Below are 20,613 nucleotides of genomic sequence, written 5' to 3' on the forward strand. Positions count from 1 at the left end.
TCGGTCCATATGCCATGGTAGTTCAGATGGGAGAACGCTAGACTGAAGATCTAGATGTCGCTGGTTCAAGTCCGGCCCATGGCATTCATTTCTGTTTTTTTTTAGATTTTTTTTAAATAGATTATCCTTTTTAATTTTTTTAGATATTTTACAAAAATAGACTAATGTTAAAATAGATTAAAAAATGGTGATGAGTTTTTTTTTTAATCTTTTTTGGTTAAGGTAATTGGTTTTGGTGTTACTTGAGTGTTTTCTCTTAACTCCTTGTATGCTTTGACAATTTCATAACCTTGATCGCTTCCGATTATATTTGAACCTGCAGTTAAGATTTGGTTGGCAAATTTGTAGTTGTCAATTCCACCGGATATTTCAATTTTAATTTTTGGAGCATGTTTTTGTATAATAGTAATGTCGTTTACGTTCTCGAAAATGTGATTTGGAGACACGAATCCTGTTGCAGTTTTTACATAATCTGCTCCAGCATTTTCAGCCACTTTAGCCGCATTAGCTTTTTGATAATCTTCTAAAGCTTTAGTTTCTATAATTACCTTTAAAATTTTATCTCCAATTGCTTCTTTTATTTGTTTAATTTCATTTTCAAGCAATCCATATTTTTCATCTTTTAGATAGCTTAAATTGATGACTACTTCAAATTCGTCTACACCTTTATCGAGCAGCACTTTTGCTTCAGCTACTTTGCTTTCGGCATCTTCAAAACCTAATGGAAATCCGATTACACTTCCCACTTTAATGTCGGTGTCTTCCAGCATTTCCTTTGCAAGTGTTACATAGGTTGGTGAGATAACTACAGAATTAAAGTTCAATTCTTTTGCTTTTTCGAGAAATTCTTTCATTTCACTTTCAGTAGCCATGTTGTTTAAGTTTGTGTAGTTAATGAGTTTTGCTAACTCTTTTGAATTTTTTATATTATACATATTTACCACTCTCTATTTAGTTAGTATATATACGAACAAGTATTTAAATATTTTTAATCATGTAAGGTCCAACCTTTTCATAACCGAATTTGCGGTAATAGTTTCTAGTACCAATTCCGCTTATTATGGCCACTTTCTCATAACCTTTGTCAATAGCCATGTTTTCGGCTTCTTTCAGAAGTCTTTCTCCAAATCCTGTATGTTGACCTATCTTTGGATTTTTATCTCCTATTTTTATCAGGTTTCCATAAACATGCAATTCACGTACAAGTGCTGTTTTATCTGTAATCTCATCTCTAAAATGATTTTTTGATGGGAAACGCAATCTCAAGAATCCGGCAATGCTTTCTTCGTTAATGTCTTCAATTGATAAGAAATTTTCCAGACCGTCGCATGCTTTGTATGATTCTTTGAATAAGTCGAAATCATCCAATCCATACTCTCGGGATGTCTTCTTGTGTCCGATTTCACGGCAGCGTATGCATTTACAGTTTATATGCTCCTCATCAAGCCTGTTGTAAACAAGTTCTCCAAGGTTGGATTTTTTCACGCCCGCTTCAATAAGAGTTGATGGTATATCCCTTTGAATTCTCATTGTCCTGACCCATTTCGGAAGAATCTTTTTGATTTTGACGATTAGCTCTACTGCCTCTTCGTCGGTATATGGTGCGTATTTTCCTTCTTCCCACAGGTCATACAGTTCGCTTCCTTTTGTCACAAGGCAGGGATATATCTTAAGCATATCAGGTTTATAGTTGGCATCGCTAAACAATTGCTTGAACATTTTCAGGTCTTGCTTTTCATCTGAAAACAAGCCGGGCATCATGTGCATTGCTACCTTAATGGCGGAATCCCTTAACAGCTGGTTTGCTTCAATTACATCCGCTAAGGTGTGGCCTCTTTTGATTTTTTCATATAGTTCATCAGACAATGTCTGAACGCCAAGCTCAACTCTTGTCACGCCAAAATCAAGCATTCTATTGATGTGGTCTTTTTTACAGTAATCCGGTCTGGTTTCAAAGGTCATTCCAACACATCTGACTTTTGAACTTTCATTTGCACTTTGAACATCCTCAATTAAAACGTAATCATTAGGAGGGTATGTTTTCAAAACGCCCTTTTCAAAGGATCTTATCTCATCATAATCAAGGTTATATTCATAATTAGTAGGTTTGTTTTCCATTATCAATCCGAAATCAGTCATTGCCTTCAGGCATTGTGAAACAAACCATTCCTGATAGCATAAATCGCGTGAAGGGAATGTTCCTCCCATTATAATCAGTTCTACCTTGTCAATAGGGTGCCCAATCTTTTTCAGTTGCTTTAATCGGTTGAAGCATTGGATATATGGATGGAATTCATACATCCTTCCTCTAAGCGCTGCAGGTTCCTCACCAGTGTAACTTGGTGGGGCTATGTCACTTTCAGGACAGTAAAAGCACCTTCCATGAGGACATTTATGAGGATGGCACATTACAGCAACTATCGCAACACCGGACATTGTCCTTGTAGGCTTTTTCTTTAAAATGCTTGAGACAATTTCTTTTTCTTCGGGTTTTGCATATTCCAGAATATCTGCATTGCTCATGAATTTTGATAATTTCAAGTCACGACAGAGTTGCCTTTTTTCAACTTCAAGGTCACGACGAGTGGATATTTTGCCCTCCAAAATATCTTCAATGATTGTCCTGCATGCTTTTTTTATCATTTTCAACCTCATTAATTAATAGTTAATTTTATATAATGGTTTTATTTAAATAGTTAATGATTTATATTATAATATAATAGGTGATACAATGAAAATTAAAGAATTTTTAGGTTGTACTGTTTTAGATAAAAACGCAAATGTAGTAGGTAAAGTTGACAATGTTGATTTCAATACCGAAACCGGTAAAATTGAAAACATTACCTTAACCTTGCAAAAAAACATTTTCTCTAAAGATGAGCTTGAAATTAGCTTTGATGACGTTGCTACTATTGGAGCTTATGTTATCTTAAACAAAGAGATTCCAAAAGAAGCTGATAAAGAAGCTGAAAAAGCTGAAGCTGTTGAAGTTGAAATCGAAGACGAAGATGACTAAACATAGGTTTTAAAATGGTTTTAGATGCAAGAGACATCGAAATTCCTCTTGGCTCACATGTCAGATATGTTGATACCGGAACAATGGGCAAAGTTGTTGATGAGAAGACACAGGATGGCATTGATTGGGTAAAGATTGATAAAACCAACTTATGGTATCGTGCAAAATTAGTGGAATTGCTTGATGAAAAGGACATTAAGAAATCTGCTTATTACGATAGGGAAGATGATGAAGAAGTCGATGTTGACGAATTAAAAGAAAAAGCAATGAAATTTGAGGACATGGAATTAAGTTCTCATGTTGCTGAAGGTGGAGGTTAAAAATCCCACCTTTTTTAATTATTTACAAATAAACTTATTTTTTCTGCAAGTTTAGGTCCTATTCCTTCAACTCTTTGCAGTTCTTTTTCGGAAATTCCACTTAGGTCATTTCCAAATATGTTTACCAAAGCCCTAGCTCTTTTTCTACCTAACCTTTTAACACCAACGACCAATGGGATGATGTCAGGTTTAACACCGTAGTACAATCTGGCAGATAAGAAATCGAATTCTTTTAAGTTTGAATAGTTGCCTAAAACTTCAGAGGTGTTCTTTGCAAATTTCACAAGGCGTGATGCTTCATAAGCGGACCTTCTTGTTGAAGCGGAATATACATTATATTTATTTTCAATTTCATATTCGTTTCTTTCATTTATCCATTCGATTAATGAAACGGTAGTTGCTTCCTCAATTCCGATATCAACTGCAAACAATCCGCATTCTGATAATTTTTCATGCACTGGATCTTTTGATTTTCTTCCTTTAAATGAGATTAAAGGCAAATCTGGAGTTTGAGATAATGCATAGATAAACTCTTCAGCGTTTAATTCACTCATTCCTGAGACATACTCCTTAATTTTAACGGCAGTTTCAACGGCATAATTAGATTTGGCTATTAAATAACCGAATTCTGTTGTTTTAAGTCCTTCCGGAGTTGCCCTTATGATTCCATTTTGAAGCAGGAAGTTTAGTGCAATTTCCAATTCGTATTTTAGGCTTTCCTCGGCAAATAAGGACATTGAAGGATTATTGCTCATCTGATATCCGTAGAATGTTTTCCCAAAAAAGTCTGTTAGTTCCTCTAAATTTTTAGAAAGTGAAGAAGCAATCTGTGCAATAATCTGCTTGTAAACCGCATCCTTGTTATCGATTAATTTTGAATTGGTTAATTCGATTTCCCCATCGACATAGTATTCCTGCAGGTTTTGAGCATCATCCATTGTTTTTGCAATAAGATATGAGTATCCCACATCGTCGTATAGTGGCCTTCCGGCCCTTCCAGACATCTGTTCGTAATCAAAAACAGGTATTGGTTGTGGGCCATTGCTTGTCCAGCGGGTATTGTCTCTGATTATAACTGTTTTTGATGGCAAGTTAACTCCATACATTAAACTTGGAGTTGCAGTAATCAGTAAGATATTTCCTTTTCTAAATTCATCTTCAATTATTTCTTTTTGTTCATTAAATAGACCCGCATGGTGGAATGCTACGCCCATTTCAGCTGCTTCGGCTAATTTCAAACAGGTGGTTGTTGGAAGTGTCCCTTTGTTTTTCGGGACTTCTAATAATTTCTCGGAGACTTCCTTGAATCTCTTTCTCTGTTCAACATTGATTTTTTTGTTAATTTTTTTGGCAACATATGTGGCCAAGCTTTCCGTAAATCGTCTTGTTGAAACAAATGCCAGTGCCTGTGATTTGTCTTTGATGGCCTTTTCGATTACTTTTACAATCACATCATTTTTGTTTTTGGTGTTAAACATCTCTGCATCCAGCACCTCTTTGTGCAGCGGAACCGGTCGGTAATCATGTTCAACACATGTCCCTTCAAGCCATCCTTCGATTTCTTCCATATTTTTTAAAGTTGCAGAAAGTGCAATTATTCTCATACTTGGATTGATGATTTTGGCTCTTGTTATCGCAGCTTCAAGGGTCGGACCTCTTGAGTATTCGCCAAGCATATGAAATTCATCAATGATTAATGTATCAACATCCCTAAGCACATTCCAGGAAAACCGTGTAAGCACGTCAAATGACTCAAAAACCATAACTGATAAGTCTGCGCTGGAGGGATGTTTGCCTACATTTATTCCATGCTCTTCAAATGCTTTAAACTCTTTTACTTTTTCATTTTGGATTGAAAGCAGTGGCGCTGCATAAACTGCTTTTCCACCATTTAAAATAGTTTTTAAAGCAGGCAATACTCCTAACACTGTCTTTCCACTTGCGGTTGGGATGCAAATGATATAATTTGATTTGTCTTCTAGATATCCGGATTCAATCACTGCTTTTTGGGCAGGATTAAATTCCTTGATGTAAGGGTATGCGCTATTGATTATTGTTTTGATATCATCATCTAAGTTTTCCATTTTAATCAATTTATTTCTATAATTTTAATATATAATAAACATTTCCAGAGAGCATTTGAAACCTATTTAAAGTAACAATTATATATTACTAATTAATAAAATAGTTACAAATCAATATAATAGGAGAATTTACTATGGCAATTAAAGTAGAAGTATTTTCAACCAATTCATGCCCACACTGTCCGGCAGCAATTGACGCTGCTCAAAAAGCTAAAGATAAATTAGGCGATGCAATTGATGTAGAAATAATGAAAATCGATGAAAGTATGGAAATCAGACAAAAAGCAATTGACTATCAAATCATGGCAGTTCCTACTATTGTAATTGATGGGGAAGTTGTTTTTGTTGGTGCACCTAGTGACTTTGAACTTATTGAAAAACTAGAATCTTTATTATAGATTCTCTCTTTTTTATTCTTTTTAATTAAAAATGACTAATGGTAATTATACTGGTGTTACAACAGGCACAATAGCGACTGCCTGTTCACTTGCTGCTCTAGATGCAATATTGGATAGCCCGGATATTGCTTGCGTTAAAGTTGAAACCCCTAAAAAGGTATTGGATATTATTATAGACGAATGTAAAAAGGAATCTTCTTCTAAAGCATATGCGGTAGCTCATAAAAATCCATATAATGATCCGGATGTTACTGTGGATTTAGCAATCATTTCAACTGTTGAGCTGTTTGATAGGACAGATGAGGAATCCAATGTCATTATTACCGGTGGGGAAGGCATTGGCTTAATTACAAAACCGGGTCTTCAAATACCTGTTGGGGATTATGCCATAAATCCTGGGCCACGCCGTATGATTGTCAAAAATTTAGCCGATAAGATACCTGAAGGGAAAATAGCCAAAGTAACCATATCTATTCCTGAAGGTAAGGAAATTGCTAAAAAAACCATGAATCCTAAATTGGGCATAATCGATGGAATATCAGTTCTTGGAACTACAGGCATTGCAAGATCCATGTCCAGTGATGCCTATAAAAATTCTATCGTTACACAACTTGACGTTGCTATTGCTTCAGATATTGAGGATTTAGTTTTTGTTCCAGGAAACATTGGTGAAAAGCTGGCAATAAAGGATTTGGGAGTCAGTAAGGAACAGATTGTTCAAACAGGAAATTTTGTAGGCTTCATGTTTGAGGAAGCTGAAAAGAGAGGAATTACCAAATTCACATTCTTTGGACATATGGGCAAGCTAATTAAGGTTGCCGGAGGAATATTTGACACCAAACATGCCGTAGCCGATGGAAGGCGTGAGATAATGGTTACTCATGCAGCGTTATGCGGCGCTGATAGGCAGCACCTTCAAAGACTATTCGATTCCAAAACTACTGATGACATGATGGATATCCTAAACGAAATTAATCTTTCGGTTGAAGTTTCAAACAGTATCGCTTCGGCCATTCGCGATAGGTGCAAGCAGCGTTTTGATTTGGATTTAAATGTTATCTTAGTTGACATGGAAGGAACTTATTTAAACGATAATTTCATTATATAATATTACAATTAAATGGAGTTTTATTTTTATGAAAATAGCTATGGTTGGCCAATTCCCGCCTCATGTCGGTGGAGTTGGTGTTCATGTTCACACTTTATCAAAAAAGTTGGTTAGTGAAGGCCATGAAGTTTATGTGATTACTTACCCTCACAAGGACATTAAGGATATTGATGGAATCCATGTCATCGGAACAAAGGGACTTAATATTCCTGGTGTTAGGGGTTTGATGTTTAAGAAAAATGCCAAAAAGGCATTGGAGGAACTTTTGGAAAAAGAGGATATTGACATAATTCATGGACATTACTTATTCCCCGCAGGAGCGGCAGCAGTTGAAGTTGGAAAGGAACATGGAATTAAGACATATGTTACCGCACATGGTTCCGACATGTTTGAATTATATAAGACACAACCATTAATGAGATCAACAATCAGAAAAGTGTTAAAGGATGCAGATGGTGTTTTTGCTGTAAGCAATGCTTTAAGGCATGAAATTATTGCAACTGGTGTTGAGGGGATTTCCAATAAAACCAAATTGTCCTGGAATTCCGTTGACATTGATAAATTCTCTGCAAAGGCAAATGACTCATTTAAAAAAGAGAATAAACTTGAAGATAAGCCTATTGTTCTTTTTGTTGGAAATCTAATTAAAAGGAAAAATGTAGATTCTCTTTTAGAGGCTAAAAGAATTGCCAAAAGTGATTATTACTTGGTTATTGTAGGCGATGGGTCGCAACTTAAAAAGCTAAGAAAAAAGGTTGAAGACGAAAATATCAGGGATGTAATATTCACCGGCTCCAGGGATGATGTTGAAGAAATTATTCCAAGTTGTGATGTTCTGGTGTTGCCGTCATTTTCAGAAAGTTTTGGTTTGGTTCTAATTGAAGCATTGGCTTGTGGAAAACCAGTAATCGGAAGTGATGTTGGTGGAATTACTGAAATAATCAATGATGATGTCGGATTGCTTGTAAATCCAAAAAAAGTTTCATCAATCGCAGAAGCTATTGATACTATCATTAACGATGATGATTTAAGGTTAGTTTTATCACTTAATGCGAGAAATCGTGCAATCGATTTTTCAAAAGTAACAATTCCTTATGAGGAGTTGGAATAATGGAGATGAAAGTCAGGTCACCCGGTTCGGCAACAATAATAAATGCAATCGCAACAGGTTTTGGTTCTGCATTTGGTATCGGATTGGATATTGAATGTGTGGCTAAAACAACTTCTGAGGGAATTGCATGCACCAATGATGTTGGAGCAGATAACACATTAATGGAAATTTGTGCTGAAAAGGTTTTTAAACATTATGATATTGATAAAAATGAATTTGGTGTTGATTTAAAAACAAAATCAAGTTTGCCAATGGCTTCAGGATTATCCAGCAGCAGTGCTTCATCCAATGCGGTTGTTAAAGTAGTTTCTTCAATGATATCTGAAGAATTTAATTTAAAGCCTCTTGAAGATTTGGAAGTCATTAATATGGCTATTGATGCATCTCTGGATGCTGGCGTTACAATAACCGGTTCATTTGATGATGCAACTGCCTCTTATTTTGGTGGGGTTGTTGTTACAGATAATAGGAATAGGGAATTTATTATAAAAGAAAAGATGGATGAATATCCGATTTTAGTGTATATGCCCGATTACTATTCAAAATCAGGTGATTCAGATCCTGAAAGAATGAAATTATTGGCGCCGTTAGTTGAAACGGCTTTTGATTTTGCTTGTCAAAAAGAGTATTTTAAAGCTTTAAATCTAAATGGTTTACTTTATTCGGCTACATTGGGTTTCGATTCGACAATAGCAATTGATGCGCTTGAAGTAGGGGCAATAGCTTCAGGGTTATCTGGAACGGGTTCATCATTTGTGGCAATTGCTAGTCAAGATTCAATCGATGATATTAAATACTCATGGAATAAATATCAAGGTAAGGTAATAGAAACAAAAGTGGATAATAAAGGATGTAGGTTATTATGAAAAAAAGATATTTGATGTTGGCATTGATTATATTGATGTTTAGTTTATCAGTTGTTTCAGCATCAGAAAATGTATCAGTAGCTAATGATACGTTAGCTATTGATGGTGATGGCTTATCAGTAATTGAAGAGCCAAACGATTCCATTATCGAGAGCGGTAATTCTGATGTGGGGCTTATTGGAGACAGTAGCTCTGAATCAAATTTATCCGATTCAGGTAGTGGAACTAATGTTTCTAGTAATAATGCTCAAACTACTGATGACAAATCTGTTGTTAGTAAAGCTAAACCTGCCAAAGTTACAAACACAAAAGATATTTCATCAACTTATGGGACTGTGGTATATTACAAAGTAAAGGTCCTTGATAAAGCTGGAAAAGCTATTGAAGGTCAGAAAGTATCTTTTACAATTGTTGGAAAAGGAACAGTTACCAAATACACCGATGCGAATGGTATAGCTATGGTTTCATGTAACTGTTCTGCAGGTAGTTATGTAATAAAGTATAAAGCGGATAATGTAACTGGATCTAATACGTATACTGTAAAAAATAAGATTTCATTGACTGTTTTAAAATGGGGCATCAAAGGGGATGTTACTAAAAATAAATTAATCAAGAAAAACATGCCTAATAATGCATGGGTTAAAAAAATTGTGGCGGCAACTAAAAAAGGCATTCCTCTTTTAACTATTAAAGGAGGAAGTGGTAAAGTTGTTTTCATGACTGCTGGTGTTCATGGAAATGAGATATCTTCTCAAGTTGCGGCTATGAAAATGATTAATTATTTAACTAAACATCCAATCAAAGGTACTGTTTATTTCATGCCATTTGTTAATGTTAAAGCCATTTCTAAAAAAGTCAGATACACAGATAAAGATTTCAATCGTATAGCTGATAAATCCGGCACAATCCCAAATAAAATTGTTAAGTTAGTCAAAAAGTATAAATGCGATGCGTATGGTGATTTCCACACTACAAAACCTGGTGGAGTTCCAGGTAAAAATATTGTAATGGGATCTAAGACTCCAGCAACTCAAAGTGCGGCACTTACAAAATATATTGCTAAAAAGTGTAAGGTAAATCAGAGAATCTATAAATATGCTGGTCAGCAGTATCCTGGAGGAATTAATGATAATGTTAATAAGCTAGGCATTCCTGCTGTAATCTGTGAGGTAATGCTCCCGCATAATACTGTGACAACTAAAACAGTTAAAACATCATATAATATGATGAAATATTTCTTGAAATTTAATTCGGCAATATAATGATGATATTATGAAAAAATGTAATTTCATCATTCTTTTATTTTTTTTATTATTAACTATTTCATGCGTTAGTGCTCATGAAAATGAAAATTATACATTAAGTGATTCAAATCAGCCTCTATTAGATGATGCTAATTATGCGAATAATGTTTCTCAACCATCAAAAATAGAAACTCACGATTTAATTAAATATTATAAAAATGATTCTCAATTTGAGTTCAGTGTTTTCGATGACAATGATAAACCTGTCAGTAATGCAAGCGTATTATTGAATGTTAATGGGGTAAATTACACTAAAACAACAAATGATGAGGGTTTTGGATTTTTAACTATAGGTTTAAACCCCGGGAAGTATAAGATCACCACCACATGTGGGAATAAATCAAATACAAATTTGATTAATGTCCTTTCAAGAGTTTCTTCAAAAGATGTTAGTTCAACATATGGAAAAACAGCTAAATTTAACTTAAAGGTTGTTGATAAAAAAGGAAACCCAATGAAAAATGAATTGGTTGCATTTAAAGTAAACGGTAAGACTTACAAAAAGTTTACTAATTCAAATGGGATAGCTACTTTAAGTCTAAATCTAAATGCCGGAACTTATACAATTACGTACTCTGTAGATGGCATTTCCGGTAAAAATAAGTATCATGTAAAAAATTATTTTAAGATTACCACTTATAAATGGAAATCCGGGGCAGATATTACAAAAAATAAAATGATTAAAGCCAATATCCCTAATTCAGCATTGGTTAAAAAAATTGTTAAGGCAGCTAAACTAGGCACTCCGGTAATTAAATTCAAAGGAGGTAAGGGAAAGGCTGTATTCATTACTGCAGGTGTTCATGGAAATGAAATTTCATCTCAAGTGGCTGCAATGAAATTAATTGAATATTTAGAGACACATCCAATAAAAGGCACTGTTTATATAATGCCCTTTATGAATCCAAAAGGGATAGCCAGTAACGTAAGGGATTATGCTGGCGTCCATTTAAATAAAAAAGCTAATGTTAAAGGAACTATTTCATATAAAACAGTTAAACTAATCATTAAATTTAAATGCAAGGCCTATGGTGATTTCCATTGCACAAGACCTGGAGGAAAACCTGGCAAGGATGTAGCAATGGGAACCTACAAACCAACTGCAAAAAGTGCAACACTTGCAAAATACATTGCTAAAAAAAGTAAAGTTAAATATATTATTTATAAAAAGGCAGGAACTGAATACCCTGGTGCACTAGAGGATGTTGTTAGTTTAAAGGGGATTCCTGCTGTAACCTGTGAAGTTATAACTCCACATGGTACTGTTGCTAAAGGTTCAGTTTCAAAATCATTGTCAATGATGAAATCATTATTAAAATTTAATAGCTTGCTTTAATAGTAAACATATAGTTTAAATACTAGTATAATAATAAATTATATTATTATCATTACTATCAATTTTGGTGATTTTTTTGGATGGAAGTTATGAAATGAAATCTTTTAAAAATAAAAAAGAGGCAGAAGAACTTCTAAAAAAATCACGAGATCGTATTGATGAAATTGATAATGAGTTATTTGATTTGATTTCTCAGAGAACCTCTCTTGCAAAAGATATAGCTCTTTGTAAAGAATATATTGGAATGCCAATTTATGATAAGTCTAGAGAAGAAGCTATTCATGAAAAAATTGAGAAATTTTCTGAAGAAAATGGTCTTGATGTTGATATTATTGATCAAATATTAGATATGCTGACTATTTTAAATAAAAATGAGCAAAAAGAAATTTTAAGGAGGAATGTTAATGGGTAATATTAGAACTTCATTTGTTAAACGTTTAGCAAAAGAACTTATTGAAACTCACAAAGGTGTTTTTACTACTGATTTTGAAGAAAACAAAAAATTAGTACAAGAATACTCTACTGTAAGTACTAAACACTTAAGAAACAAAATTGCTGGATATGTAACAAGGCTTGTAAGGTTAGAACAAACCAGAGACTAAGCTTTTTTCATATTTTTTCTTACTCTTTTTTTATAATATTTTTTTTGTAATTACAAACTTTTTTTATTCTATATTTAGTTATAAGTTTATTAATATGGTTAGATAAAAATATATATGAATATTTTGTTTAACCGATATTTGAACAAAATTTCGTGAATTTTTAAGAAATAGGTGAACTTAATGGATTTGATAGTAGTAAAATTTGGTGGAACCTCGGTTGGCGATGGTTCTAGAATTAAAAAAGCGGCGCAGTCCGTAGTAAATGAGTATATGAAAGGCAGTCAGGTAGTAGTTGTAGTTTCTGCTGTTAACAAGACTACTGATGAGCTCATTGGATTATCTAATGATGCTATTGGTACAAGTTTAACAGACAAGCAGAAGGCAGAAATTATGGCTATGGGTGAACTAACTAGTGCTAGACTATTCTCAGCAACTATTGAATCATTAGGTGTGAAGTCTGAATTCATCGATCCTTATAATGAGTTATGGCCAATCGTAACAGATTCAAATTCTTTAGAAGCAAAAATTGATTTAGCTACAACTCACAAGAAAATTGAAGGAATCAAACATCTTATTAATCAAGGAGTCATTCCTGTAATCTGCGGATTTTTAGGAAAAGGACCTAGTGGTGAAATCACTACATTAGGAAGAGGTGGAAGTGATATTACTGCATTTTTAGTTGGACATTGTTTGGATGCTAATGAGGTAGTTATTGTTACTGATGTAGATGGTGTAATGTCAACTGACCCTAATAAAATAGAAGATGCCGAATTATTAGAAACAATTTCCGTTGAGGAACTAAGAGATTTGGCAACTCACGGGGCACAAGTCCTACATCCTCATGCATTGAAATATAAAGATCCATTAATCAGTGCAAAGATTATTAATTTCGCTTACGGTGATTTAAATTCAAAGGGAACCCGTATTGTGGGACCTTTTGAGGGCGAAATGTTAAAATGCGTCACCCTTTATAAAGATCCTATTTCACTTATTGCTATTGTTGGCGAAGCAATGCTTAAAAAAGTTGGTTTGATGGCTAGTTTAACTACTGGACTTGCTAATGAAGGTATCAATATTTTTGGTATATCCGCAGGTCAAAACTCTATAACTGTTTTCGTTGATAAAACAGATTCTAACAAAGCATATCATCTATTACATCAATTAGTTGTCGATACTGATGTTTTAAGTTCATTATCTCTTGGAAGGGATACTGCAATGATTACATTTGTTAGCCCAGATATTATTGAAACTCCAGGAATCATATCTGAAATAACAGAACCACTTAGAAAAAATAACATTAACATATTGGAAATTACATCATCACAAACTGCAGTTGTTTTATTTGTTGACTGGGAAGATGGTGAAAAAGCTCACGAGCTTATTAGCGAGGTTTTAAAATGAATTTTGAAGGAACATACGTTGCAATGGTTACTCCATTCACAAAAGAAGGAAAACTTGATGAAGAAGGATTTAGATCAAATATTAATTATTTAATCGACAAAGGTGTCAACGGTTTAGTTGGTGCGGGCACTACTGGTGAATCCGCTACAATGTCTCATGAAGAGCATCACAGAGTCATTGAAGTTTTAGTAGATGAGATTGATGGTAGGGTTCAAGCAGTTGCCGGAACTGGAAGTAATGCTACTTCCGAAGCATTATCTCTCACCGAATTCGCTTATGATGCCGGTGCTGATGCCGCATTGTTAATTACCCCATATTACAACAAACCACAACAACACTCTTTAGTCAATCACTACCGTACAATTGCTGAAACTTGTGATATTCCACTTATTGCATACAATGTCCCATCACGTACTGGAAGTAACATCGAAGTCGAAACAGCTGTTGAATTAGCCAAAATTGATGGTGTGGATGCAATTAAAGAAGCCAGTGGAAGTGTAGATAAAGTGTCTGACATTTACAGGGCACTCCAACACGAAGGGCTTGAAGATGAATTCAATATTCTTTCTGGTGAAGATTCCTTAACTTTACCTATCATGGCTGTTGGTGGAACCGGTGTAATTAGTGCATCTGCAAATATTGATACTAAAAGAATGGTTTTAATGGTTGACAGCATTTTGAATGATGATTACACAAGAGCATTGGAACTTCACTATGAAATGGTTGAATTGATAAGGGCTCTCTTCATTGAAAGTAATCCTGTTCCTGTTAAAACTGCAATGAATTTAATGGGGCTTCCTGCAGGACCTTTAAGACCTCCATTATATGATATGAAAGAAGAAAACTTAGAAGTCCTTAAAAAAGCATTAAAAGATTCTGAATTAATTTAAGTTGGTAATATTATGATTAAAGTAGCAGTAACTGGAGCTGCAGGAAGAATGGGCTCTGGTATTATTAGAAAAATCACAGAACAAGATGATATGGAAGTAGTTGCAGCTATTGAAATGCCAAACACTCCTCTTGCAGGTAGGGATGCGGGTCTTCAAGCTGGAACCGAAGAGCTTGGTGTTGAAATTGTCGGTTCTGAAGATTTAGAAGAAGCTTTAAAATCTTCTGGTGCTGATGTGTTAGTTGATTTTACCATCGCTCCCGCTGCTGTAGAAACTATTAAAGTAGCTACTGCATGCGGTGTTAATATTGTTGTTGGAACTACTGGATTCAGCGAAGAACAAATGGAATCCAACATCAAAAATGTTAAAGAAAACAACGTTGGTGCAGTAATTTCATCAAACATGGCTATTGGTGTAAATGTATTCTTCAACACTATAAAGAAATTAGCTCCACTTTTATATGATTATGATATTGAAATTATAGAAGCCCACCACAACCAGAAAAAAGATGCTCCTTCCGGAACAGCTGTAACCGCATTTGAAATTATAGCTGAAGAACTTGAACGTGATCCTGAAGAAGTCGGAGTATTCGGAAGAAAAGGTTTGGTTGGCAAAAGAACTTCTGAAGAAATTGGAGTTCACGCCATCCGTGGTGGAGATATTGTCGGAGACCACACTGTAATGTTTGTTGGTGATGGTGAAAGACTTGAGGTTAAACATCAAGCGCACACCAGGGAAGTTTTCATCGCTGGTGTTATAAGGGCTATAAGATATGTGCCTACAGCAGAAAAAGGTATTGTAAGCAGCATGAATGATGTTTTAGGATTAGAGTAGGTGAGTTATATGGTAAATGTAGGAGTACTCGGTGCAACCGGGATGGTTGGTCAAAGATTTATTCAATTGCTCGAAAACCATCCTGATTTTGAGATTACAGCATTAGCAGCGTCTTCTCGTTCTGCAGGTAAAAGATATGAAGATGCTACTACTTGGTATATGAATGAAGCGATGCCAGAATCCGTTAGGGATATTGAAGTTGTTGAAACCGACCCTAATGCAATGGATAACGATGTAGATATTGTGTTTTCTTCCCTTCCGGCAGATTTTGCTTTGAAAGTTGAAAAAGAATTTGCAAAAGATTACGTTGTAGCAAGTAATGCCAGTGCACACAGGATGAAGAAAAATATTCCATTGGTAATCCCTGAAGTTAATCCGCAATGCTTAGACATGATAGATGCACAGCAAAAGGAAAATGACTGGGATGGATTCATTGTAACCAATCCAAACTGCTCAACTATTGCATTGGCTTTAACATTAAAACCTATTGTTGATAGTTTCGATGTAAAAGCTGTAAGAGTCTCAACAATGCAAGCTGTATCCGGTGCAGGTTATAATGGCGTACCATCAATGGCCATTGTCGATAATCTTGTCCCATACATCGGCGGCGAAGAAGAGAAAATGGAAAGCGAATCACTCTATTTGTTGGGTTCTTTCGATGGTAGTGATGTAATCAATGCAGATTTCAAATTAAGTGCATCTTGTCATAGGGTACCAGTTATTGATGGTCATACTGAAGCGGTATTTATTGAACTTGAAGATGACTTTGATATTGCTGATGTTAAAGATAGTATGGTAAACTTCAAAGGATTGCCACAAGAACTAAATTTATATTCCGCCCCTGAAAATCCAGTAATTGTCAAAGAAGAAAATGACAGGCCACAACCTCGTATGGATAGAAATGCAGGTAATGGTATGGCTGTTACTGTTGGTAGGCTAAGAAAAGATACAGTGTTTGATAATAGTTTTAAATATGTTCTTGTTGGACATAATACTGTTCGTGGTGCTGCGGGAGCATCAATATTGAATGCTGAATTAATTAATGATAAAATACTCTAATTTTATCAATTTATTTTTTTTATTTTTTTTAATATTTTCTAATTTTTCTATCTGTTTTCTAATTCTTTTTGATTTGATTTATAGAATAATATAAGGGTTTAATTTAAATAGTATGAATGTTATAATTTATATCAAGGAATTATATTGTACAATATATTGGAATTTTCAAATTCATAAAAAATTATTAATTTGAAACCGATATAGGGATAAAATTTAAACTAAGGGATAGAATGGAAATAGGAATTGATGCTGAAAAAGATACTCTACAATCTTTAATTCGATCTTGCCTATTAGAGCTTAATAAATTAAAATATGACTTAACAGAGCTTGAAGTGGAAAGGGCTAATGATAACACTCCGCAAAGGATTAAAGAACTCGAAAAAGATATTGTAGATAAGGAAAAAGAAGTTTCTGTTATTAAATTCAAGGCAGAAGATGAAATAAATCTTTTGAAAAAACAATTAGATGAGAAAGATATTCTGATCAAAAATCAAGAGGACAGGATATATGAATTAGATTTTGTTAACAATTCTCTTGATGAAATTAAAGAATATTTTGCTGAACAGTTAAGGGAATATAAGAAAAAAGAGTTATCTGATGTAAATGAAAGATTAAACGAATCTTTCAGAAGTATTGCTGAAAAAGAAGCTACAATTAATTCACTTTCAAGGACTATAGATGACTATAAGATTAAAGTTATCAAACTTGAAAATAATGTAGAATCTCAGTCTCAGATTATGGAACTTGAAAAACAGCTGGAACTTATGAATAATGAGATTCGTATAAAAGAAAGTGAAATTAAACAAAAAGATACTGAATTAGATATCATAAAACAGCAAACTATTCCAAAAGACGAATATCTTTCTCTTCAAACTCAATTCGAGTCTGAAATCAGTGCAATGGATGAAGAGATTACTAATCTAAAACTAAGATCTATCCCTAAAGAAGATTATGATGATCTCCAATCCAGATTCAATTCTGAAATCCAAATTTTAGATAGTCAGATTAATGTTCTAAAAGAGAATACTATCCCTAGACAAGAATATGATAATCTTCAAACCAGATTGGAAAATGAGATTTCCGCTCGCAATAGTGAGCTTGAGTATCTGAAAGAAAGATCTATCCCTAAAGAAGAATATGTTAATCTTCAAACCAGATTGGAAAATGAGATTTCCGCTCGCAATAGTGAGCTTGAGTATTTGAAAGAAAAATCAGTTCCTAAAGAAGAGTTTATTACTCTCAAATCTCAATACGAATCTGAAATTGCTGCAAAAGATAACGAAATTCGTCATCTAAAAGAGCAAAGTGTTTCTCGTGAGGACTATGTAAATCTTCAAAATGAGTTAAATAGAAGAAACGATAAAATCAAAAGATTAGAAGAAATCACTAATTTCTTCAATGAGCTTCAAGAAGAACAAGAAGCTTATGAAACTCAGGAAGCAATTCCTCCTTTCAGATTAGAGAAAAAACAAGGTAGATAATTCTACCTCTCTTAACTTTTTTTTATTTTTGTACAATTTTTCCTGTTCCATCTATCTATTATGCCCAATTCTATTATTTTTTCAAGCGGTCTTTGTGATAATCTATCAATTGTCATATAATTATTACGGTGATGTCATTTACTATTCGAATTATCAAAGCATATTTTAATAATTCTGATAGTGTTCTTTCATTGATTTTTCTTTTTTTGAATCATCTTTTTAACATCATTTAAAATTTTTATCATAATTGAAAACTTTTCACATTTTATTAAATTTTTACTATAATATTTATTTTTTTTAGGTTCATATAAAATATTTTTCATAAAAAAAGAAAATTTTATACATTTTGTTTAACAAATATTTTTTTCAATGAATTATAATGTTCTACTTTACATTTTGTGAGTGGTATGTTGTAATTCTATAGAGGTGTTAAAAATGAAAAATTATTTCGACATAAAAGATAAAATAGCCGTTATTACAGGTGGATCTTCTGGCTTATGATTTCAATTAGCTAAAGCATATGCAGACCAAGGTGCTAAAGTTATTCTTTTAGCTAGAAGAGAAGAAAGATTAAAAGAAAATGTTGAAGAAATCAAAGAAACATATGGGGTAGAAGCATCTTACCAAGTTGCTGATGTAACAGATTTTGCAAATGTTCAAGCAGCTATGGATAATGTAATTGAAGAATTTGGAAGAATTGATATTTTGGTAAACTGTGCAGGTAGAGGTTTCATGGGTCCTGTTCTTGAACAAGATGTATCAGAATGGGACAAAGATATTGCAATTGATTTAACCGGTGTATACTACTGTTGTAAAGCCGCTGGAAAATATATGGCTGAACAAAAATACGGTAAAATCATCAACATGGGTTCCATCCACTCCAGAGTTGCATTAGTTGGTGGAGGAATTACTGGTTATACTGCTGCAAAAGGAGGAGTGTACAACCTCACTAAAACATTGGCTGCAGAATGGGCTCAATACAACATTACTGTAAATGCAATCGGACCTGCATACTTCGTATCTGAATTAACTGAGGAACTTGTAGGTGACGAACAATTTGATATGTTGCTTCAAGCATACTGTCCAATGGGCAGATGGGGACAACCAGGTGAATTAGATGGAATTGCAATATATCTAGCATCTGATGCTTCCAGTTTCTGTACCGGACAACTTATTAACATTGATGGTGGATGGACTGCTATTTAAATTTAGTTTTTCATATCACCTAAGGTTTAAATTGCTACATTCAATTAAAAAAATATGTCGGTTCATTCATTTGGATATTTTAGGAGGACCATTTTAATCAATAGTCTTTCTAGAATATTCTCTTTTTTTTTAAATTTCATTCGTTGAAACAAAGAAATAATCTTTTTCTAACTTCAATTTACTTTATACCATAAAGTATTTATATAACCTCAAACTCATGTATTAAGTAGAAAGGTTTAGTCAACACTATAACTCATTTTCTCATGTTGATTATTAAACTGATCTAGTTATTTATAAATTAAAAAAAGGTGATTATTAATGGCACAAGGACAACCAATTTTTATTTTACCGGAAGGTACCAACAGGTCTGTCGGCAGAGATGCACAAAGAAACAACATTTTAGCTGGTAAAGTATTAGCTGAAACTGTAAGAACTACCTTAGGTCCAAAAGGAATGGACAAAATGTTAGTGGACGGACTTGGTGACATTGTCGTAACCAACGACGGTGTAACAATCTTAAAAGAAATGGATATTGAACACCCAGCAGCAAAAATGCTCGTGGAAGTAGCAAAAACCCAAGAAGACGAAGTTGGAGACGGAACTACTACTGCAGTTATCATTGCTGGTGAATTATTGAAAAAATCCGAATCTTTACTTGACTCTGACATTCACCCAACTATCATAGCTATGGGATACAGAAAAGCAGCTGAAAAAGCTCAAGAAATCTTAGATGAAATCGCAATCGATGACGTTGATTCCGACATGTTACTCAAAGTAGCTATGACTGCTATGACTGGTAAAGGAACCGAAGCAGCTCGTGAACCATTAGCAAAATTAATCGTTGATGCTGTAGAAGCTATTGCTGATGAAGATGGTGTTGATATTGACAACATCAAAATCGAGAAAAAAGACGGTGCTGTTGTTGAAGAATCCAGCTTAGTTGAAGGTGTAATTGTAGACAAAGAAAGAGTGCACCCAGGTATGCCATCAGAAATTAAAGGTGCAAAAATCGCATTAATCAACACTCCATTAGAAGTTAAAGAAACTGAAATGGATGCTGAAATCACTATTACCGATCCTGCTCAAATGCAAGCTTTCATCGAACAAGAAGAAAAAATGGTTAAGGACATGGTCAACAAAATCGTTGATGCTGGCGCAAACGTATTGTTCGCACAAAAAGGTATTGATGATTTAGCACAACACTACTTATCCAAAGCAGGAGTTTTAGCTGTAAGAAGAGTTAAAAAATCTGACATTGAAAAATTATCCAGAGCAACTGGCGCAACCGTCATCACCAACTTGGATGACTTAACCGCTGAAGATTTAGGTGACGCAGGTACTGTTGAAGAAAGAAAAATCTCCGGCGAAGAAATGATTTTTGTTGAAGAATGTAGCGGAGCTAAATCCGTAACCTTATTTGTAAGAGGAAGTACCAAACACATTGTAGCTGAAATTGTAAGAGCAATTGAAGATGCAATCGGTGTAGTAGCAGCTACTGTAGAAGATGACGAAGTTGTTGCTGGTGGAGGAGCTCCTGAAATTGCAATGGCTAAAAAACTCAAAGATTACGCAGAATCCATTTCTGGAAGAGAACAAT

Annotated in this window: 19 protein-coding genes, 1 tRNA gene and 1 pseudogene; 18 read left to right on the forward strand and 3 right to left on the reverse strand. The window is 34.2% G+C overall.

Going from position 1 to position 20,613, the window contains the following annotated elements:
* Positions 1–11 precede the first annotated feature (11 nt).
* Positions 12–84: transfer RNA gene (locus ACJROP_RS02930), tRNA-Phe, on the forward strand.
* A gap of 119 nt (positions 85–203) precedes the next feature.
* On the opposite strand, the gene deoC is transcribed toward ACJROP_RS02930, so the two are convergent.
* On the reverse strand, positions 204–935 hold the full coding sequence (gene deoC / locus ACJROP_RS02935) for a deoxyribose-phosphate aldolase (protein WP_406534005.1): 732 nt from the start codon (positions 933–935) through the stop codon (positions 204–206).
* A gap of 43 nt (positions 936–978) precedes the next feature.
* Positions 979–2,640, reverse strand: coding sequence for a tRNA uridine(34) 5-carboxymethylaminomethyl modification radical SAM/GNAT enzyme Elp3 (locus tag ACJROP_RS02940; RefSeq protein WP_406534022.1), 1,662 nt, complete (start codon positions 2,638–2,640; stop codon positions 979–981).
* Between the two features lie 91 nt (positions 2,641–2,731).
* On the opposite strand from ACJROP_RS02940, the gene ACJROP_RS02945 reads away from it, so the two are divergent.
* Positions 2,732–3,016, forward strand: coding sequence for a PRC-barrel domain-containing protein (locus ACJROP_RS02945; protein ID WP_406534006.1), 285 nt, complete (start codon positions 2,732–2,734; stop codon positions 3,014–3,016).
* 14 nt (positions 3,017–3,030) lie between these two features.
* Positions 3,031–3,336, forward strand: a complete 306-nt coding sequence (locus tag ACJROP_RS02950; RefSeq protein ID WP_406534007.1) for a DUF2098 domain-containing protein — start codon at positions 3,031–3,033, stop codon at positions 3,334–3,336.
* 14 nt (positions 3,337–3,350) lie between these two features.
* Here ACJROP_RS02950 and ACJROP_RS02955 read toward each other — a convergent pair whose 3' ends face one another.
* Entirely contained in the window at positions 3,351–5,429 is a 2,079-nt protein-coding gene (locus ACJROP_RS02955; protein ID WP_406534008.1) for a DEAD/DEAH box helicase, read from the reverse strand.
* 125 nt (positions 5,430–5,554) lie between these two features.
* Between ACJROP_RS02955 and ACJROP_RS02960 the strand changes: the two genes are divergently transcribed.
* The 15 genes and pseudogenes from ACJROP_RS02960 to thsA form a co-directional block, all read left to right on the forward strand.
* Positions 5,555–5,818: a thioredoxin family protein gene (locus tag ACJROP_RS02960; protein WP_406534009.1), complete on the forward strand. Its 264-nt coding sequence runs from the start codon at positions 5,555–5,557 to the stop codon at positions 5,816–5,818.
* Between the two features lie 31 nt (positions 5,819–5,849).
* On the forward strand, positions 5,850–6,926 hold the full coding sequence (cbiD, locus tag ACJROP_RS02965) for a cobalt-precorrin-5B (C(1))-methyltransferase CbiD (RefSeq protein WP_406534010.1): 1,077 nt from the start codon (positions 5,850–5,852) through the stop codon (positions 6,924–6,926).
* Between the two features lie 28 nt (positions 6,927–6,954).
* Complete coding sequence (locus ACJROP_RS02970) at positions 6,955–8,037, forward strand: glycosyltransferase (protein WP_406534011.1); 1,083 nt, start codon at positions 6,955–6,957, stop codon at positions 8,035–8,037.
* Positions 8,037–8,903, forward strand: a complete 867-nt coding sequence (locus ACJROP_RS02975; protein ID WP_406534012.1) for a shikimate kinase — start codon at positions 8,037–8,039, stop codon at positions 8,901–8,903. The genes ACJROP_RS02970 and ACJROP_RS02975 overlap by 1 nt, the downstream gene beginning before the upstream one ends.
* The gene (locus ACJROP_RS02980) at positions 8,900–10,165 is read left to right on the forward strand and encodes a succinylglutamate desuccinylase/aspartoacylase family protein (RefSeq protein WP_406534013.1); all 1,266 of its coding nucleotides are present in this window, start codon (positions 8,900–8,902) and stop codon (positions 10,163–10,165) included. The genes ACJROP_RS02975 and ACJROP_RS02980 overlap by 4 nt, the downstream gene beginning before the upstream one ends.
* 10 nt (positions 10,166–10,175) lie before the next feature.
* A complete protein-coding gene (locus tag ACJROP_RS02985) occupies positions 10,176–11,543 on the forward strand; it encodes a succinylglutamate desuccinylase/aspartoacylase family protein (protein ID WP_406534014.1) in 1,368 nt (455 codons plus the stop codon).
* Between the two features lie 76 nt (positions 11,544–11,619).
* Positions 11,620–11,955 carry a chorismate mutase gene (locus ACJROP_RS02990; RefSeq protein WP_406534015.1) on the forward strand — a complete coding sequence of 112 codons (336 nt, stop codon included), beginning with the start codon at positions 11,620–11,622 and terminating at the stop codon, positions 11,953–11,955.
* Positions 11,948–12,145, forward strand: coding sequence for a 30S ribosomal protein S17e (locus ACJROP_RS02995; RefSeq protein ID WP_292825300.1), 198 nt, complete (start codon positions 11,948–11,950; stop codon positions 12,143–12,145). Before ACJROP_RS02990 ends, ACJROP_RS02995 begins: the two co-directional genes overlap by 8 nt.
* Positions 12,146–12,325: 180 nt before the next feature.
* A complete protein-coding gene (locus ACJROP_RS03000; RefSeq protein WP_406534016.1) occupies positions 12,326–13,546 on the forward strand; it encodes an aspartate kinase in 1,221 nt (406 codons plus the stop codon).
* A complete protein-coding gene (gene dapA / locus ACJROP_RS03005) occupies positions 13,543–14,436 on the forward strand; it encodes a 4-hydroxy-tetrahydrodipicolinate synthase (RefSeq protein ID WP_406534017.1) in 894 nt (297 codons plus the stop codon). The genes ACJROP_RS03000 and dapA overlap by 4 nt, the downstream gene beginning before the upstream one ends.
* 12 nt (positions 14,437–14,448) lie before the next feature.
* The gene (gene dapB, locus ACJROP_RS03010) at positions 14,449–15,270 is read left to right on the forward strand and encodes a 4-hydroxy-tetrahydrodipicolinate reductase (protein ID WP_406534018.1); all 822 of its coding nucleotides are present in this window, start codon (positions 14,449–14,451) and stop codon (positions 15,268–15,270) included.
* Between the two features lie 9 nt (positions 15,271–15,279).
* Entirely contained in the window at positions 15,280–16,329 is a 1,050-nt protein-coding gene (asd, locus tag ACJROP_RS03015) for an aspartate-semialdehyde dehydrogenase (protein WP_406534019.1), read from the forward strand.
* Positions 16,330–16,559: 230 nt separating this feature from the next.
* Positions 16,560–17,810, forward strand: a complete 1,251-nt coding sequence (locus ACJROP_RS03020; protein WP_406534020.1) for a hypothetical protein — start codon at positions 16,560–16,562, stop codon at positions 17,808–17,810.
* A 516-nt stretch (positions 17,811–18,326) separates the two neighbouring features.
* Positions 18,327–19,016 (forward strand): annotated as a pseudogene (locus ACJROP_RS03025) (SDR family oxidoreductase); the annotation flags it as partial.
* A gap of 318 nt (positions 19,017–19,334) precedes the next feature.
* On the forward strand, positions 19,335–20,613 hold a 1,279-nt coding region (gene thsA / locus ACJROP_RS03030), incomplete at its 3' end, for a thermosome subunit alpha (RefSeq protein ID WP_406534021.1).

Origin of the sequence: Methanobrevibacter sp. (assembly GCF_045220775.1) — an archaeon.
Lineage (GTDB): Archaea > Methanobacteriota > Methanobacteria > Methanobacteriales > Methanobacteriaceae > Methanocatella.

Coding starts and splice junctions, on each gene's coding strand:
- dapB (WP_406534018.1), top strand. CDS start 14,449: ATGATTAAAGTAGCAGTAACTGGAGCTGCAGGAAGAATGGGCTCTGGT.
- ACJROP_RS03000 (WP_406534016.1), top strand. CDS start 12,326: ATGGATTTGATAGTAGTAAAATTTGGTGGAACCTCGGTTGGCGATGGT.
- ACJROP_RS02975 (WP_406534012.1), top strand. CDS start 8,037: ATGGAGATGAAAGTCAGGTCACCCGGTTCGGCAACAATAATAAATGCA.
- asd (WP_406534019.1), top strand. CDS start 15,280: ATGGTAAATGTAGGAGTACTCGGTGCAACCGGGATGGTTGGTCAAAGA.
- dapA (WP_406534017.1), top strand. CDS start 13,543: ATGAATTTTGAAGGAACATACGTTGCAATGGTTACTCCATTCACAAAA.
- ACJROP_RS02980 (WP_406534013.1), top strand. CDS start 8,900: ATGAAAAAAAGATATTTGATGTTGGCATTGATTATATTGATGTTTAGT.
- ACJROP_RS02985 (WP_406534014.1), top strand. CDS start 10,176: ATGAAAAAATGTAATTTCATCATTCTTTTATTTTTTTTATTATTAACT.
- ACJROP_RS02970 (WP_406534011.1), top strand. CDS start 6,955: ATGAAAATAGCTATGGTTGGCCAATTCCCGCCTCATGTCGGTGGAGTT.
- ACJROP_RS02950 (WP_406534007.1), top strand. CDS start 3,031: ATGGTTTTAGATGCAAGAGACATCGAAATTCCTCTTGGCTCACATGTC.
- ACJROP_RS03020 (WP_406534020.1), top strand. CDS start 16,560: ATGGAAATAGGAATTGATGCTGAAAAAGATACTCTACAATCTTTAATT.
- deoC (WP_406534005.1), bottom strand. CDS start 935: ATGTATAATATAAAAAATTCAAAAGAGTTAGCAAAACTCATTAACTAC.
- cbiD (WP_406534010.1), top strand. CDS start 5,850: ATGACTAATGGTAATTATACTGGTGTTACAACAGGCACAATAGCGACT.
- ACJROP_RS02945 (WP_406534006.1), top strand. CDS start 2,732: ATGAAAATTAAAGAATTTTTAGGTTGTACTGTTTTAGATAAAAACGCA.
- ACJROP_RS02960 (WP_406534009.1), top strand. CDS start 5,555: ATGGCAATTAAAGTAGAAGTATTTTCAACCAATTCATGCCCACACTGT.
- ACJROP_RS02995 (WP_292825300.1), top strand. CDS start 11,948: ATGGGTAATATTAGAACTTCATTTGTTAAACGTTTAGCAAAAGAACTT.